This window comes from Roseivirga sp. (assembly GCF_049099775.1).
Classification (GTDB): Bacteria; Bacteroidota; Bacteroidia; order Cytophagales; family Cyclobacteriaceae; genus Roseivirga.
Map to the genome: position 1 here is coordinate 1,096,091 of NZ_JAGDZM010000004.1, position 15,197 is coordinate 1,111,287.

The window sequence follows — 15,197 nt, forward strand, 5'->3', positions numbered from 1 at the left end:
CTCAAAAATAATTTCCTTTATATCAGTTCAAGGACCAGAAATGTCACCTACACAACATAATTGAGCATGGAGTGGCTAAACAGCAAAAAATTGACCACTCACTTTCTTACGAAAGGCTGAAGGTGTTGTACCTGTTCTACTTGTAAAAAGTCGGGTAAAAGAGCTGACATCTCGAAACCCTACAGCTTGACATACCGACTGTACAGAGGTTTTCTGATTAATTAAGAGCCATTTAGCGTATTCGATTCTTAAATAGGTTACAAACTGTTTTGGAGTGATTTTAAAAGTCTGCTTAAAAGCCCGATGAAAATGAAAAGGCGATAGGCATGCCACTCGCGATAGTTCATTCAAGTTTATATTCTCTGTAAAGTGTGCTTGAATATAGTCTCTGGCAATTGACAGCCTTTTGTATAGTTCTACTTTAGTGGATTTCTTCACTATCTCTTGGTTGTCAAAAGACTTAAAAACATCATTAAACTGGCAAAATATCATAGACAGCACTTCATTAAAAATACTGTAGTCATCTACAATGTCACTCGAAAAATTCTGCTTAACGTTTATGATGGATTGAATTTGAGAAGACAGTTTTTCACTGACGCCTAAGGTATGTAATGGAAACTCTGGCGTATGGCCATTCAAATTATACAAGCCATTTTCGTCGAGTAACTTATCGGTTGTGTTTTGCTGAAAATTGACATAATCGGAAACAAAGTTTTCGTTAAAACAGAAGGCCAACATGGTCGTTTCTTCATTGTTCTGGGAGACGACATCATATTCAGTGCCTTCATTCATTACTAAAAACTGATTGCGATTGACGTTCAATTGAGCATCTTCAATATGATACTGCTGTGTCCCTTTTAGTCCAAAACGAAGCGATAACCTTGTTTTCTGATGCTCTCCCAACAAATTCTTAGAAGAGAATAAGGCAAAACCGTTGTTTATACCTTGCATCTCGCCATGCTCTGCACGCCAATAAATCTGTCCACCTTTAAGATGAACAGTATGCTGTCCTTGATAACCTATCATATGATTGACCTTTAAATGAAGCTAACGAGAAGAATTCAAGATCAATTTAAATTTTATGTAAGTGGTTACGCTTATTGTTATAATCGCTAAAAGAATGAACAAGAAATAAGGAAATCTTGAAGCAAGCTCTGATAGGATTGCTAAAGCCATCCTTACTTGTCTCTCCTGAAAATAAGTAAGCCCATGCTGCGCATTGTGCTTTTTTCATGCACCAAATCTTGAAGCAAGCTTCGATTTTGTGCATGAAAAAAGCCCATCGTTACACGATGGGCTTTGCTTGCTTTAAGTGACCTCGACAGGATTCAAACCTGTAACCTCTTGAGCCGTAATCAAGTGCACTATTCAGTTATGCTACGAGGCCAAAATAAACGGAAGTTAAAGTCCGTTAAAATGGTCTGCAAAGGTAATTAATTCTTTTTCTTTGCAAAAGTCGGTTCGATATACTTTTGAAAATACTATCTTTGCCACCGCTTAAATTCAGCATACATGAAGAAGTTCTTAATTGCGTTTACTGGTTTATTTTTAATGACTCTGTCTGTAAAAGCGCAAAGGCCTGATTTACCAGGTGCTTTGATCGTTGATATTGGCATTAATAACTGGGGCAATGCGCCTGATAATGTTAATCTGAATAGCATTCAATCTAAGACTGTTGGGATTACTTATTTCTACGATATCCCCCTAGGCAACAGAGGCTTTACTTTTACGCCTGGAATTGGACTAGGACTTGAAAAGTATTCATTGGAAGATAACTTCACTTTAACCTCTTCTATTAGTAACTCTGGTGTTAAATCAATCAGTACTGCTGCTATAAACAATGTGGTGGATGATGGCTTCAGTTTCGGAAAATCGAAAGTAGCCATGAATTATGTAGATGTACCTCTTGAATTGCGTTGGTATGCTAGCGGAAACCGTTACAACACAGGTTTTAGAGCAGCTATAGGTGCAAAAGTTGGTGTTCTTTACTCTTCTTTCACTAAAATTAGATTTGAAGATACGGCAGGTGATGAAAATCTTATCAAAAACAGACAAGATCTAGGCTTGAACAGATTCCGCTATGGAATCCAAGGCCGAATAGGTTTTGGTGGATTTAGTCTTTTTGGTTTCTATGAGTTATCCGATAAATGGGATACTGCGCCTGCAGGTGGGACCACCACTCAGACACTAACCTTCGGCATTTCTTTAACAGGCTTCTAAATAAAGCCTTATTTAGTTTCCTTTAAATTCTGGCAAACGCTTCTCCAAGAATGCTGTTACACCCTCTTTATGGTCGTGTGTAGCGCCAGCGATATCTTGATTATATGCTTCGTACTCGAGCATTTCATCCAGCGATGCATTTTGAGACTTGTTAAGCATTTTCTTCATTAGACCAATTGCTTTGGTTGGTGCTTTTGCATAATAATCTGTATAATGCTTAACAGCGGTATCAAGCTGATCATCCGCAACACATTTATTAATAAGCCCCATTTCTTCTGCCTGCTTCCCAGAGACTCTGGTACCCATTGTAGATAATTCAAATGCTTTAGCAGAACCAACCAAACGTGGTAGGAAATAAGATGAGCCTGAATCCAGCACCAAACCTATGTTAACGAATACCTCTATTAACTTGGCGCTTTCAGAGGCTACAACAATATCACAGGCCAAGGCGAAAGAACAACCTGCACCGGCGGCAACACCATTCAACCTACAAATCACAGGTTTTGGTAGTTTTCGAATGGCTTTGATGATCGGATTGTAACGTTTATGTATTGAATCAGAAAACGATCGATTTGGTTCTTTAGATGAAGCTTTTAAGTCTTGCCCTGAGCAAAAAGCCTTCCCCTCTCCTGTAAGTACCACAACACGAACTTCTGGATTCTTCTTTGCTTCCTTAAATGCCTTCTGAAGCTCAAATGTAATTTCATTATTGAGGGCATTATAGACCTCTGGTCTGTTTAAAGTAATTGTGGCAATGCCATCTACTAAATCATATTTAATATACTCGAACATAGGCTAAAGGAATAAAATGATAGATCCGTAACTAATAATAAAACCAAGTAAACACCCACCCACTATTTCGGCTGGTTTGTGGGCGTGAAGATAAAGTCTTGCCCAAGCAACCAAGCCAGTAAGGGCTACTGCCGCAATTAAAGGCCAAAATAAAGTGTTTGTTGCTTGAAAAGTGGATTTAAACGCAATGACAAACCCTAACCAACCTGCCACTCCTGCTGCATGAGCACTTATTTTCCACTTAAAGGTAATGCCATTGGTAATGACTACGACTGAGGTAATGGCAATAAATGCAATATTCATCGCGGGCGTCATCCATTCTTGGCCACGAATCATAAATGAAACTACAATATAGAATAATGAGATAAAGACAAACGGCAGATAACGATCTTTCCTATTTGTCATGTGTAAATCTTTAATCACTTTAGTTAAGCGAAACATGATTACAGTAAGCACTGGAACTAAACAGGTTGTAACAAAAATCAAGGATACGACTGTCCATCTACCTTTATCAGATAAGTTCGAACTATTACCCAGATGAAATAATATAGTATAGAAAACCAGCGAGGGCATTAAAAGCGGCTGGAACAAATAGGTAATGAATTTGGCTAAAAAACTCAAATCACAATTCTTTTCTCAACCTCGCCACAGGAATATTTAGTTGCTCTCGATATTTGGCAACGGTTCTTCTGGCAATATTATAGCCTCTCGCTTTGAGGGACTTTTCTAATTTATCATCAGAAAGTGGTTTCTTCTTGTCTTCCTTACTGATCATTTCAGCAAGAACATTTTTGACTTCACGGCTACTCACATCTTCACCACTTACAGTAGATATACCTTCGCTGAAAAAGTATTTTAATGGAAAAATACCGAAATCGGTTTGAATGGATTTTGAATTTGCCACCCTCGATACTGTGGAAATATCCATCTGAATCTCATTCGCAATGTCCTTCAAAATCATTGGCCGGAGCTTGGTTTCGTCTCCTTCTAAAAAGAACTCATATTGAAACTTCAAGATCGACTCCATTGTGCGGAGTAAAGTGTTTTGGCGCTGTTTAATGGCATCTATAAACCATTTTGCCGCATCCAGTTTCTGCTTTACAAATGAAACAGTCTCCTTTAGCTTTTTATCTTTCTTATCACTCTTATCGTATGCTGAGAACATTTCTGAATAGGATTGACTTACTCTCAATTCGGGAGCATTTCTACTATTCAAGGTTAAATCAAATTCCCCATCATTATTTGTCATTAAAAAGTCGGGAATCAAATATTGAGTTTTCACTAAGCCACCAGAAATAGAGCCAGGCTTAGGATTAAGTTTAGTAATCGCATTAACTGCCTCTTTTAAGAGGTCATCATTCTCAATATTGAGTTTCTTAATGATTTTATCGTAATGTTTCTTTGTAAACTCGTCGAAGCAGAATGAAAGTATTTTGATTGCCGTGGTGATGCTTGGATCATCTTCGATATCGTCAGCTTTCCTTTCCAACTGAATGAGTAGACATTCTTGTAAACTTCTAGCGGCAATACCCGGAGGATCAAACCTTTGAATCTGACTTAAGAGTTCTTCAAGCTCTTCAATATCTGACTCTATATTTTGGGCAAAGGCCAAATCATTGACAATAGAATCAAGTTCTCGCCTGATATAACCATCCGTCTCAATACTTCCTATTAACTGTTTAGCAATTGTCTCTTGGCGTTCATCAAGGCCTATAAAGCCAAGCTGTGCTTCAAGTTGATCATTTAGCGAAGCCTGCATAGCAACTGGCATTTCACGATCTTCCTCATCGCTATAATTGCCATCACCTTGCATTTTATATCCTGAGTAATCATCATCACCCAAATAATCTTCAACATTCAAATCTTCTGTTGAGCTTACTTCGGCGTCATCAAACTCTTCTTTTTCTTGAACTGGCTCTTCTTCCCTACCTTCTTCAAGTGCAGGGTTAATCTCTAACTCTTCCTCTACACGAGTATCGAGTTCAGCGGTCGGCACCTGCAACAGCTTAATAAACTGTATCTGCTGAGGTGACAGCTTTTGACTTAAAGATTGATTAAGACTGAGTTTTTGCATCTTTTAAAATGAGATACTTTGTTGCTTCTTTCTCAAATTTAAAGGAAAGAACGAAGAAGCGCTCAATTGATGACAATTTTTAACAAAAATCGTGCAAAAAAATTCAAAAGTGGTACTCAAGACAACAAAGGCATATTTACGACCCTCTTCAGCCAAACACTATATGCTGACAAAGCCTATCAAATGATTATCAATTAGTTGTGATTGAGATTAAAAAATGATTGTTTTGCGTTCCTTTAGAATCTATCAGGAATGGCATTATGAAAACGCAAAGAACAAAAATCGCTTCACTACTTAAGGCTACGGCACTTGATGTAGATATCCTTGCTAAGGGCTGGGTAAGAACTAAAAGAGGAAACAAACATGTATCCTTTATTGCTTTGAATGATGGTTCTTCAATTCATAGTATCCAAGTGGTTGCAGATCCTAGCGTTATCAGCGAAGATGTTTTAAAAGGCATCACTACTGGGGCAAGTATTTCGGTAGAAGGTAAGTTAGTTGCTTCACAAGGTGCTGGACAAAACGTTGAAATTACGGCTACAGCTATTGAAATTATTGGTAGTGCAGATCCCGAAAAATACCCACTTCAACCAAAGAAGCACTCTTTAGAGTTTTTGAGAGAAATAGCACATTTACGCCCTAGAACTAACACTTTTGGCGCCATATTTAGAATGAGACATGCTATGTCTTATGCTGTACATAAATTCTTTAACGATAAGGGATTTTATTATTGGCACACACCATTTGTAACGGGATCGGACGCAGAAGGAGCTGGAGAAATGTTTAGGGTTTCAACTTTAGATCCAATTAACCCTCCGCTAACTGAAGATGGTAAAGTTGACTATAGCCAAGACTTTTTTGGCAAAGAAACTAACCTTACGGTGTCAGGACAACTCGAAGGTGAACTTGGCGCATTAGCACTTGGTGAAATTTACACATTTGGACCAACTTTTCGTGCTGAGAATTCTAACACAACAAGGCATTTATCTGAATTTTGGATGATAGAACCAGAAATGGCATTCTATGATTTAAAGGACAATATGGACTTGGCTGAAGAGTTTCTGCAATTCTTATGTCAATATGCGCTTGACAATTGCGCTGATGATTTGGCCTTTTTAGAACAGAGATTGCTCGATGAGGAAAAGAACAAACCTCAGGTAGAACGTAGTCCAATGACGCTCACTGAAAAACTTCAGTTCATTATCGACAACCCATTTGAAAGACTCACCTACACTGAAGCGATTCAAATTTTAAAGAATTCTAAGCCTAACAAAAAAGGGAAATTTCAATTTCCAGTTGAAGGCTGGGGCACTGATTTACAATCGGAGCACGAACGTTTCTTAGTTGAAAAGCACTTTAAGAAGCCAGTGATCTTAACGGACTATCCTAAAGACATTAAGGCTTTCTACATGCGCATGAATGAAGACGGCAACACTGTTGGTGCCATGGACATTTTATTCCCTGGTATCGGAGAAATTGTTGGAGGTTCTCAGCGAGAGGAAAGGTTGGAGGTATTGACAAGCCGAATGGCCGAAATGGGTATCCCAGAAGAAGAAATGGATTGGTACCTCGATACGCGAAGGTTTGGAACAGCGCCTCATAGTGGCTTTGGTTTAGGCTTTGAACGTTTAATGATCTTTGTGACAGGGCTCTCAAACATAAGAGATGTCATACCTTTCCCAAGAACTCCGGGAAGCGCAGCATTCTAAAACAATAAAGGCCGAAAATTTCGGCCTTTTTATTTTTTACTAAATCTAACTGTTTGTTGAAACTTGGTCCGGTCATCCATGACTAGAACGAGATAGTACCCTCTTGGAAAGGACTCTACATCTATCTTGTATTTCTTGGTGCCGTTCTTTTCTAAGTTGACCTTAATTTTCTTACCAATTATACTTCTTATCTCAATCTTAGGTTTTACCAGCTCTAGATCGGACAGATCTATATTAAGAAAATCAGATGTTGGGTTAGGGAATACTTCAACCTTAACTTTTTCGTTGGTTCTATTGGATTGAGCCGAAACGCTAAACGCCATAACCATAAGAGATAGTCCAAAGACTATGCGCAACGGTGAAATATGGCGATTGAAGATTCTCATTATATAGTTAGACCCCTATTCTTGTGATAAGGTTTAGTTAAAGTTATAGTTTTTTCAAATAAAAGGCACTTATCAAACGTTAATAATTCCTTTCTCTGCAATTAGAGCAAATCTAATGCCACTAATTAGCTTGAATAATCCCTTGCATTTAAAACCTTAGGCTAAGCAAAAGGAACAGCTTCCATCATAAAATTCCCTTAAGGAAAGTTATTCTGAATATCATAAACCGTACTGCATCAGAGTGCAATTGGCTGCGATTGTGTCCGTCATTTTCTAAAATATTAGATAAGGCGCTAACTTTTTTACACCTGCAGAATCAATTAAAGTCAGTAGATATAAATCTTCGAGATTGGAAAACTTGCCTCGACTGCTTTTCATGTTAAGAATCTCCTTTGTAAGCTCATAATCAATATAAGGGTGCGCCAACAACTCTTTAAAAGTGGCAATGTTAATCTGTAATTTCTTTAAACCCGGCTGATCTTGAACCTTAAACTGACCAACAATGGATTGATATAGTTCTTCTGACATTCCATAGATTTCTTTCAATTGATCTACGGTGTGATAACCTCCTAACAAATTACGATACCCAACTATCCGCTTGGCATAGCTAGAACCAATACCTTTGATCATTTTCAATTGTGTAGTATCTGCTTCATTCAAATCAAATATTCTTAATGATCTTTTTGACACAATGCTCGGGGACGATTTCACTGGATCAGCATTTCTTGGCAAAAGAGGTTTCGAGCTGGACTTCGTAGCTTTTTCAGTTCTGTGATTTTGACTAGTAATTGGTAAATCGATATAACCTTTTAATCTATCGTATAGTGAATCTGGAAAATCATAAATCTTCAATAAATCTGATTTTACTCTGAAGCTACCTCCTTTGCTTCTAAAGTTTTCAATTCGTTTAGACAGGAAGGTTGGGACACCAATGGCTATAAGATCGGCTACGGGATAGGTATTCGGATTAAACAGTTCTAGCGGTTTCTGAACTGGCTCAACTTCTTTTTTAAACCCTGCTTGAATTTCTAACAGTAAAGAGTCAAGCAGCCTTTTGTCAGACTCACCCGTATTGTAGTCGATACCAAAAAACTGACGATAGAGTGTGGGCATTAAAACGAAAAAGGCAATGAGCGGAATTAAAATAACAATACCATTAATTTCAGCCTTTGTGAAACCAAACCATTCCTGTATCAGCTTTTTGAGTTTCATTAAAAATATATTTAAATCACAATTAATTAAATATATAATTATTTATTAAAAAGCTTCAACAATTTCCTTGCATAAAGGGTTGGGTAAAAAACGTTGAAACCCGTTTTAACTAACAAATTGAAGCATAAAGCTTTTTTAATGACGACGCAGGACTTATTTTTGCACTGCGTTATTTTAACGACTTAAGACAATGCAGAATCATTTCAAAGTAGTAGGTATCTCATTCAAAAACGCTCCTGTGGAGATACGTGAGATTATTGCTTTGGATGCTAGTCTCATCAGCAGTTTATTGATCGAATTTCGTGAAATTCTTGGCTTAGAAGAGTCCTTGATTATTTCGACGTGTAACCGCACTGAGATCTTTTATAGTGACTTGGAGGACAGGTCTAGAGAAATCATCAGTTTAATTGCTGCGAAAAAAGGACTTGAAAAAGTTGATGCTTCTTTGCCATTGTTCAAATCGATTACTGATGGGTTTGAGGCTTCTTCTTATTTATTTAGAGTAGCGCTTGGACTAGAAGCGCAAGTAATTGGTGATCTTCAGATTATTAACCAAGTAAAGCAGGCTTACCAACTTGCCGCCGATAATAATACTGCTGGTCCTTTCATGCACAGACTACTTCATACGGTTTTCTTTGCGAACAAGCGAGTTTTTCAAGAGACCGCCTTTAGAGATGGTGCTGCGAGTGTTTCTTACGCTTCGGCAACACTGATAAGAACGCTTTCAGAATCTTTTGTCAATCCAAGAGTCCTAGTGATAGGACTAGGAGAAATTGGAGAAGATTTGGCGAGACATTTATCTGATGAGACTTTCTCTGTAAATATTTGCAACCGTACGAATGAAAAAACACGCTCGCTTGGTGCTGAATTAAATCTAGAAACGATTGAGTTCAGCCAAGTCAAAGGAAGCTTGCCTGAATACGACATTATCGTATCAAGTGTTCCGGTAAAAGATTTTATTAATGCTGATGATCTTGGCAATAAAAAAATTGGCATTCAGTATTTAATTGACCTTTCAATTCCAAGATCAATTGACCCAGAAGTAGATTCACTTAAAGGAGTTTCTGTTTATAACATCGATGAAATTCAAGAAAAGGCATCGAAAGCTGTTGAAAAACGTGTCGCTGCAATTCCTGAAGTGGAAATGATCATAGCCGAAACTATGGAAGGCATTAAGGAGTGGTCGCAAGAAATGGTGGTCTCTCCTACTATTCAGAAGCTTAAGAATGCACTTGAAGATATCAGAAAAGACGAATTACAACGTCACTTGAAAAATGCTTCCCCTGAAATGGAACATTTTGCGGAGAAGTTATCCAAAAGTATTACTCAGAAAATCATGAAGCTTCCGGTTCTTGAACTCAAGGCTGCCTGTAAGCGCGGAGAAGCTGATTCGCTAGTTGAAGCTTTGACTGATATTTTCCAGTTAGATCAGGAAACCACTCGTAAATAATATCCCTCTTCTATAAATTAATAAGGAGCAAACGCTAATTTCGTTTACAAAAGCGATTTATTTCCGTATTACATTTTAATGCACTCAGTCAGACGATTATTTTTCCTTATAGCTTTAGCGTTTTACACTGTCTCTTCCATTGCCGATCAGTTCGAGTCTTTTTCGATAAATGGGAAGTATGGCATTAAAAACACTAGTTCGGGAACTGTTGTGCTCGAAGCGATCTACCAATCGGTTGGCTGGTCTAATGGAGAGTTTATTATAGTCAACAACCTAATAGGGGCTCAACAGAATGAAAAATGGGCACTTTTTAAGCTAGACGGTACCAAAATCACTGATCATCTTTTCGCAGCATTGCTTCCTTTTACAGACGACTTATTTATTTCAGGCAAAAGAGCCAAAGGCACCATACTTTTAGAATACGGCATAGTCAATAGTAGAGGAAAGACTATTCTACCATTTGATTTTTCTAACCTTGAAAACAAGGGCAATGTATTGATTGCCACTAAACGACTGGCAAGTATCTATCGCAAGGGGTTACTAAGTCAGAATGGTAAGGAACTGATTCCTATAACTTTTCGAGAGGTTAAGGAAATTGAAGGCGGACTTTTCGCTGTGCGAGATAAAAGTGGCTTGAGTGCTCTTTATAATAGTAGCGGAGATGCATTGAGCGCCTTTCTTTATGAATCTATTACGGCATTGAATAATGATGTCTTACAAGTCAAGTCGTTCAATAAGATCGGGCTTATCAGTAAAATGGGTGAAACCATTGTAGCACCTATATATAAGGTGATTGAATTCTCAGGTGATAAAACAAGGGCACTTCCTTTCAAAAAATGGGATTATTATTCATCCGGAATATTCCAAAGCAGCTTTCACTTCGACTTATTAAGGTTTTCCGGAGATAACATTTTTGCGGTGAACAATGGCAACAACACGGGCCTGATAGATGTTGATGAGAAATTCTTGTTCTTTAAAGACGGTCTAAAACTGAAATCAACGCAGCATCAATTATCCGTTGTTGAAGATTTAAATGGCCTTCAGGGTGTGATAGATAATACTGGGAAAACAATTTTACCAGTTTTCTACGACAGCTTACGGATCACGGAACACCTCTTATTTGCGCAAACCATAAATGATGAAACTCAATATTGGAATGTGTTCAATTTGAAGGGTAAAAAGCAATCTCTTTATGAGTACAACGAAATTCATGAAGCTGAATATGGCGTTTTAAAAGCGTTAAGAAACAACAAGTATGGTTTCTTGAATGAAGTGACGGGTAGAGAGGTGAGTCCTTTTCTATATGATGAGATTAGTGCAATCGAACAGGGTTTGGCAATGGTTGAGTATCAGAATAGTAGAGGTGTTATCAATACAAGCGGTAATTGGATAATAACACCTTACAGCGATAGTCTGTCAATTCAAAACAACAGAATACTTTCTCATCAAGGCTCGGAATTCAAATTATTTGACCTTAAAGGAGGATTAATAGCCTCTTCCTACAAGCGCATCAATCCCTTGCCGCAAGGCTATTCCCAAAGCCTAGAAGATGGTTTAGTACTTTACAACGACCAACAAGTGCAACTTTTGGAACCTGCCTATGAAAGCATCGAGGTTTTAAGTAATGACTTGTATTTATTAAGTCGAGATAGCTTGAGTTTTCTTTATAAACCTAGCAGTCAATCAGACTTTAAATTATCTGAAGATATTCAAGCTTTAGGGGGCTATGATTCCGGATATATTCCGGTTAAGATCGATGGACAATGGGGCTTCCTGAATGAAAGTGGTCAATTAAGAATTGCCAATCGTTATGAGGCTGCTGGCGAATTTTCTGAAGACTTATTCTCTGTTAAGGTAATTGGGAAATGGGCCTTTGTGGATATAGATGAGAACTTTGTTATTCAACCTATTTATGACGAGGTGAGTATTTTCAAGGATGGCCTTGCCGTTGTAAAAAACGAAAAGGGTTATGGTTTAATCGACAAGTCGGGCAAAGAAATCTTATCGTTTGGCTACACGAATATCATGCGACAGAAGGACTATTTACTTCTTGAGAAAAACGGCAGATATGGCATAGCCGATTTGAAAGGCACTTTAATAAAAGACCCTCAATTTGAAAAAATAACGCAGTTAGCTAAAGGATTTTTTCAGATAGAAAATTCTGGCTTAAAAGGCGTAATCAATGCTAAAGGGGAAGACATTGTTCCGGTTGTGTATGAGAAAATCATCCAACAAGGAGATAAATTTATTGCTTCCGAATCCATGAGGTGGATCGAAATAGAGATAAAATAAAAGGCCAATCAGTTATTTCTGATTGGCCTTTTATCGAGGTGTATTGATTACTTATTTGTTCCCGCCATCCAATTTTTTCTTAGGCGATGTTTTTTGTGGAGGGTTTGCTATTGACTCTCTCATACTTGTATCGGATTGAATGTTTTCCATTTTATAGTAATCCATTACACCAAGGTTTCCGGACCTAAATGCTTCTGCTAAGGCTAACGGTACTTCAGCTTCGGCTTCAATAACTTTAGCTCTTGCCTCTTGGGACTTCGCCTTCATTTCTTGCTCTTCGGCCACAGCCATTGCTCTTCTTTCTTCCGCTTTAGCTTCTGCAACTTTCAAATCTGCTTGTGCTTGATCTGTTTGTAGTGTTGCTCCAATATTTACACCTACGTCGATATCAGCTATGTCAATAGATAGAATCTCAAATGCTGTTCCAGCGTCTAAGCCTCTTTGTAATACTAGCTTTGATATTTTATCAGGATTTTCTAACACGGCTTTATGAGATTGGGCAGAACCAATTGACGTTACAATGCCTTCTCCTACTCTTGCTAAGATGGTATCTTCGCCTGCTCCACCGACTAGTTGCTGAATGTTTGCTCTAACAGTCACCCTGGCTATAGCCATTAACTGAATACCGTCTTGCGCCACAGCCGCTACTTTAGGTGTTGTGATAACTTTAGGGTTTACAGAAATCTGCACGGCTTCGAATACTTCGCGTCCAGCAAGATCTATAGCTGTGGCTTGTTTGAAGCCCAAGGTGATATTTGCTTTATCAGCAGAAATCAAGGCTTTAATTACTGATGGCACATTTCCTCCAGCTAGATAGTGCGTTTCAAGTTCATCATTAGTCAAATTCAAACCAGCTTTAGTAGCCGTAATTAACGAGTTTACAATGATTCCTGGAGGCACCTTTCTTATCCTCATCCCAATGAGCTTGCCAATACTAACACGAACGTTAGAAAATTGTGCCGTAACCCATAAACCGACAGGCACGAAATATAAAAATGTAAAGAGCACTAAAATGCCCCCAACGACTAATACAATCGGTAAGTAGTTTTCCATATTCATACTATGCTAATTTGACAATTATCTTATTTCTATTTATTCGTGTTATCCGCACTTCGCTTCCAGAATCTATTAGTCCGTCTTGAGAGGTTACTTCGTAAGCTTTTCCCTCGAATTCAACTTTACCAATCGGTTTTAAGTCAGACATGGCCAATCCAGTCATATTTTCCCTAAGAATATCTGTATATCCTTCTTTTACTTTCGAATCAATCTGCGAGGTTAATGCAAATTTCTTCCACGTTTTGGCTTTAAGCCCGTAAATCAATAAGCCCCCACCGGTCAGTGCTGACCCAATAAAGACATAGGTTCCTATGGTATTGCCATAATTCTCATAAGTGAAAAAGACTCCTACCGCTACTAAGAGAGCGCCTAATATTCCGAAAATTGTTGTACCAGGAATAAAGATTAGCTCAACAATCACCAGAATCAATCCAATGAGAATTAATAAAACGATATAGATCCAATCAGCCATAGTTGCGTTTGCGAGATGACTAAATATACAATTAAAAGCGTTCTTCTAGTATGCTTTCGCGAAAAGGGCTCTGACTTTTGAAGGCTTGCCTGTATAAATACATTTACCTTCCTCTGCCACTGCATCGATTGGAATACAACGAATAGTGGCTTTGGTCTCGTTCTTTATTTTTTCTTCGGTCTCGGCAGTTCCATCCCAGTGTGCTGAAATAAACCCTCCCTCGTTCTCTAAGACTTCCTTAAACTCATCATAAGTCTCAACAGAGCGGGTATTCTCGATTCTAAAATCTTGTGCTTTTTTGTAGATCGCGTTTTGGATTTCGTCCATGAGACCTTGAATCTTAGCGGTAAGATCTTCTTCAAGACTAAACGTTTCTTTTACACCGGTATCTCTTCGGGCAATTTCAATGGAGTTATTCTCCATATCCTTCGGGCCGATGGCAATCCTAACGGGAACGCCTTTTAATTCCCACTCTGCAAATTTATAACCGGGCTTATAAGTATCACGTCCATCAAACTTCACCGAAATACCTACAGCTCTTAGCGACTTAATGATTCCATCAGCTTTATCGATAATGGCATTTAATTGGTCTTCTCCTTTGTATATAGGTACAATCACTACTTGAATTGGCGCTAATTTAGGAGGTAACACCAGACCTTGGTCGTCTGAATGCGCCATAATTAGTGCCCCCATCAATCGTGTACTTACCCCCCAAGAGGTTCCCCATACATAATCCTGCCCACCTTCACGGTTTGCAAATTTTACATCGAAAGCTTTCGCAAAGTTTTGTCCTAAGAAATGAGAAGTTCCTGCCTGCAGTGCCTTACCATCTTGCATTAGTGCTTCAATACAATAAGTTTCAATTGCACCAGCAAAGCGTTCGCTTTCTGATTTTATACCTTTTACTACAGGTACAGCCATGAAGTCTTCAGCAAACGATGCATAAACATTCATCATTTGAATCGACTCGTCTATCGCCTCCTGCTTAGTAGCATGTGCCGTATGTCCCTCTTGCCATAGGAACTCTGTCGTTCTTAAAAAGAACCTTGTTCTCATTTCCCAACGCACTACATTAGCCCACTGGTTTACCATAATTGGCAAATCACGATAAGACTGTACCCAGTTCTTATAGGTACTCCAAATAATGGTTTCTGAAGTAGGCCGAACAATTAGTTCTTCTTCTAATTTCGCATCAGGATCTACAACTACTCCATTACCGTCTTCATCATTTTTAAGACGATAGTGTGTTACTACTGCACACTCTTTTGCAAAACCGTCTACATGATCAGCCTCCTTACTTAAGTAAGACTTTGGAATAAATAGAGGAAAATAAGCATTGGTATGACCAGTTTCTTTGAACATTCTATCAATTTCGGCCTGCATTTTCTCCCAGATAGAGTAACCGTAAGGTTTTATAACCATACATCCTCTTACTGCAGAATTTTCTGCTAAATCCGCTTTTTTCACTAATTCATTGTACCACAATGAATAATCTTCACTTCTTTTTGGCAATCCTTTGCTCATATTCTCAGAT

The 15,197-nt window shown here is 38.3% G+C and carries 13 protein-coding genes and 1 tRNA gene; 4 read left to right on the plus strand and 10 right to left on the minus strand.

What is annotated here, in order from left to right:
• Positions 1-75: 75 nt before the first annotated feature.
• Together JXQ92_RS09455 and JXQ92_RS09460 are read right to left on the minus strand one after the other, a co-directional pair.
• Positions 76-1,026, minus strand: a complete 951-nt coding sequence (locus JXQ92_RS09455) for a helix-turn-helix domain-containing protein (RefSeq protein WP_421986357.1) — start codon at positions 1,024-1,026, stop codon at positions 76-78.
• 287 nt (positions 1,027-1,313) lie between these two features.
• Positions 1,314-1,387, minus strand: a tRNA-Arg gene (locus JXQ92_RS09460).
• A 125-nt stretch (positions 1,388-1,512) separates the two neighbouring features.
• On the opposite strand from JXQ92_RS09460, the gene JXQ92_RS09465 reads away from it, so the two are divergent.
• Positions 1,513-2,220 carry an outer membrane beta-barrel protein gene (locus JXQ92_RS09465; RefSeq protein WP_421986358.1) on the plus strand — a complete coding sequence of 236 codons (708 nt, stop codon included), beginning with the start codon at positions 1,513-1,515 and terminating at the stop codon, positions 2,218-2,220.
• 12 nt (positions 2,221-2,232) lie between these two features.
• Here the strand turns inward: JXQ92_RS09465 and JXQ92_RS09470 are convergent, their stop codons facing one another.
• The 3 genes from JXQ92_RS09470 to rpoN all read right to left on the minus strand — a co-directional run bounded on the left by JXQ92_RS09470 (position 2,233) and on the right by rpoN (position 5,086).
• A complete protein-coding gene (locus tag JXQ92_RS09470) occupies positions 2,233-3,012 on the minus strand; it encodes an enoyl-CoA hydratase-related protein (protein WP_421986359.1) in 780 nt (259 codons plus the stop codon).
• A 3-nt stretch (positions 3,013-3,015) separates the two neighbouring features.
• Positions 3,016-3,417 (minus strand): phosphatase PAP2 family protein, encoded by a 402-nt coding sequence (locus JXQ92_RS09475; protein WP_421986360.1) that lies wholly within the window; start codon positions 3,415-3,417, stop codon positions 3,016-3,018.
• Between the two features lie 217 nt (positions 3,418-3,634).
• Positions 3,635-5,086 carry an RNA polymerase factor sigma-54 gene (rpoN, locus tag JXQ92_RS09480; RefSeq protein ID WP_421986361.1) on the minus strand — a complete coding sequence of 484 codons (1,452 nt, stop codon included), beginning with the start codon at positions 5,084-5,086 and terminating at the stop codon, positions 3,635-3,637.
• 260 nt (positions 5,087-5,346) lie between these two features.
• On the opposite strand from rpoN, the gene asnS reads away from it, so the two are divergent.
• Positions 5,347-6,795 (plus strand): asparagine--tRNA ligase, encoded by a 1,449-nt coding sequence (asnS, locus tag JXQ92_RS09485; RefSeq protein ID WP_421986362.1) that lies wholly within the window; start codon positions 5,347-5,349, stop codon positions 6,793-6,795.
• A 29-nt stretch (positions 6,796-6,824) separates the two neighbouring features.
• On the opposite strand, the gene JXQ92_RS09490 is transcribed toward asnS, so the two are convergent.
• Both JXQ92_RS09490 and JXQ92_RS09495 read right to left on the minus strand, forming a co-directional pair.
• Positions 6,825-7,181, minus strand: coding sequence for a T9SS type A sorting domain-containing protein (locus tag JXQ92_RS09490; protein WP_421986363.1), 357 nt, complete (start codon positions 7,179-7,181; stop codon positions 6,825-6,827).
• Between the two features lie 273 nt (positions 7,182-7,454).
• A complete protein-coding gene (locus tag JXQ92_RS09495; protein ID WP_421986364.1) occupies positions 7,455-8,393 on the minus strand; it encodes a helix-hairpin-helix domain-containing protein in 939 nt (312 codons plus the stop codon).
• Positions 8,394-8,583: 190 nt separating this feature from the next.
• Here JXQ92_RS09495 and hemA point away from each other — a divergent pair, with 190 nt between their 5' ends.
• Together hemA and JXQ92_RS09505 are read left to right on the plus strand one after the other, a co-directional pair.
• The gene (gene hemA / locus JXQ92_RS09500) at positions 8,584-9,843 is read left to right on the plus strand and encodes a glutamyl-tRNA reductase (protein WP_421986365.1); all 1,260 of its coding nucleotides are present in this window, start codon (positions 8,584-8,586) and stop codon (positions 9,841-9,843) included.
• 78 nt (positions 9,844-9,921) lie between these two features.
• A complete protein-coding gene (locus tag JXQ92_RS09505; protein ID WP_421986366.1) occupies positions 9,922-12,135 on the plus strand; it encodes a WG repeat-containing protein in 2,214 nt (737 codons plus the stop codon).
• A gap of 51 nt (positions 12,136-12,186) precedes the next feature.
• Here JXQ92_RS09505 and floA read toward each other — a convergent pair whose 3' ends face one another.
• Genes floA through proS form a run of 3 tightly spaced genes read right to left on the minus strand, consistent with a single transcriptional unit; the run spans position 12,187 to position 15,187 of the window.
• Complete coding sequence (floA, locus tag JXQ92_RS09510) at positions 12,187-13,194, minus strand: flotillin-like protein FloA (RefSeq protein ID WP_421986367.1); 1,008 nt, start codon at positions 13,192-13,194, stop codon at positions 12,187-12,189.
• A gap of 1 nt (position 13,195) precedes the next feature.
• Positions 13,196-13,663 (minus strand): NfeD family protein, encoded by a 468-nt coding sequence (locus tag JXQ92_RS09515; RefSeq protein WP_421986368.1) that lies wholly within the window; start codon positions 13,661-13,663, stop codon positions 13,196-13,198.
• Between the two features lie 45 nt (positions 13,664-13,708).
• Positions 13,709-15,187 carry a proline--tRNA ligase gene (proS, locus tag JXQ92_RS09520; protein WP_421986369.1) on the minus strand — a complete coding sequence of 493 codons (1,479 nt, stop codon included), beginning with the start codon at positions 15,185-15,187 and terminating at the stop codon, positions 13,709-13,711.
• Positions 15,188-15,197: the final 10 nt, after the last annotated feature.

Coding starts and splice junctions, on each gene's coding strand:
- JXQ92_RS09455 (WP_421986357.1), bottom strand. CDS start 1,026: ATGATAGGTTATCAAGGACAGCATACTGTTCATCTTAAAGGTGGACAG.
- JXQ92_RS09465 (WP_421986358.1), top strand. CDS start 1,513: ATGAAGAAGTTCTTAATTGCGTTTACTGGTTTATTTTTAATGACTCTG.
- JXQ92_RS09470 (WP_421986359.1), bottom strand. CDS start 3,012: ATGTTCGAGTATATTAAATATGATTTAGTAGATGGCATTGCCACAATT.
- JXQ92_RS09475 (WP_421986360.1), bottom strand. CDS start 3,417: ATGACAAATAGGAAAGATCGTTATCTGCCGTTTGTCTTTATCTCATTA.
- rpoN (WP_421986361.1), bottom strand. CDS start 5,086: ATGCAAAAACTCAGTCTTAATCAATCTTTAAGTCAAAAGCTGTCACCT.
- asnS (WP_421986362.1), top strand. CDS start 5,347: ATGAAAACGCAAAGAACAAAAATCGCTTCACTACTTAAGGCTACGGCA.
- JXQ92_RS09490 (WP_421986363.1), bottom strand. CDS start 7,181: ATGAGAATCTTCAATCGCCATATTTCACCGTTGCGCATAGTCTTTGGA.
- JXQ92_RS09495 (WP_421986364.1), bottom strand. CDS start 8,393: ATGAAACTCAAAAAGCTGATACAGGAATGGTTTGGTTTCACAAAGGCT.
- hemA (WP_421986365.1), top strand. CDS start 8,584: ATGCAGAATCATTTCAAAGTAGTAGGTATCTCATTCAAAAACGCTCCT.
- JXQ92_RS09505 (WP_421986366.1), top strand. CDS start 9,922: ATGCACTCAGTCAGACGATTATTTTTCCTTATAGCTTTAGCGTTTTAC.
- floA (WP_421986367.1), bottom strand. CDS start 13,194: ATGAATATGGAAAACTACTTACCGATTGTATTAGTCGTTGGGGGCATT.
- JXQ92_RS09515 (WP_421986368.1), bottom strand. CDS start 13,663: ATGGCTGATTGGATCTATATCGTTTTATTAATTCTCATTGGATTGATT.
- proS (WP_421986369.1), bottom strand. CDS start 15,187: ATGAGCAAAGGATTGCCAAAAAGAAGTGAAGATTATTCATTGTGGTAC.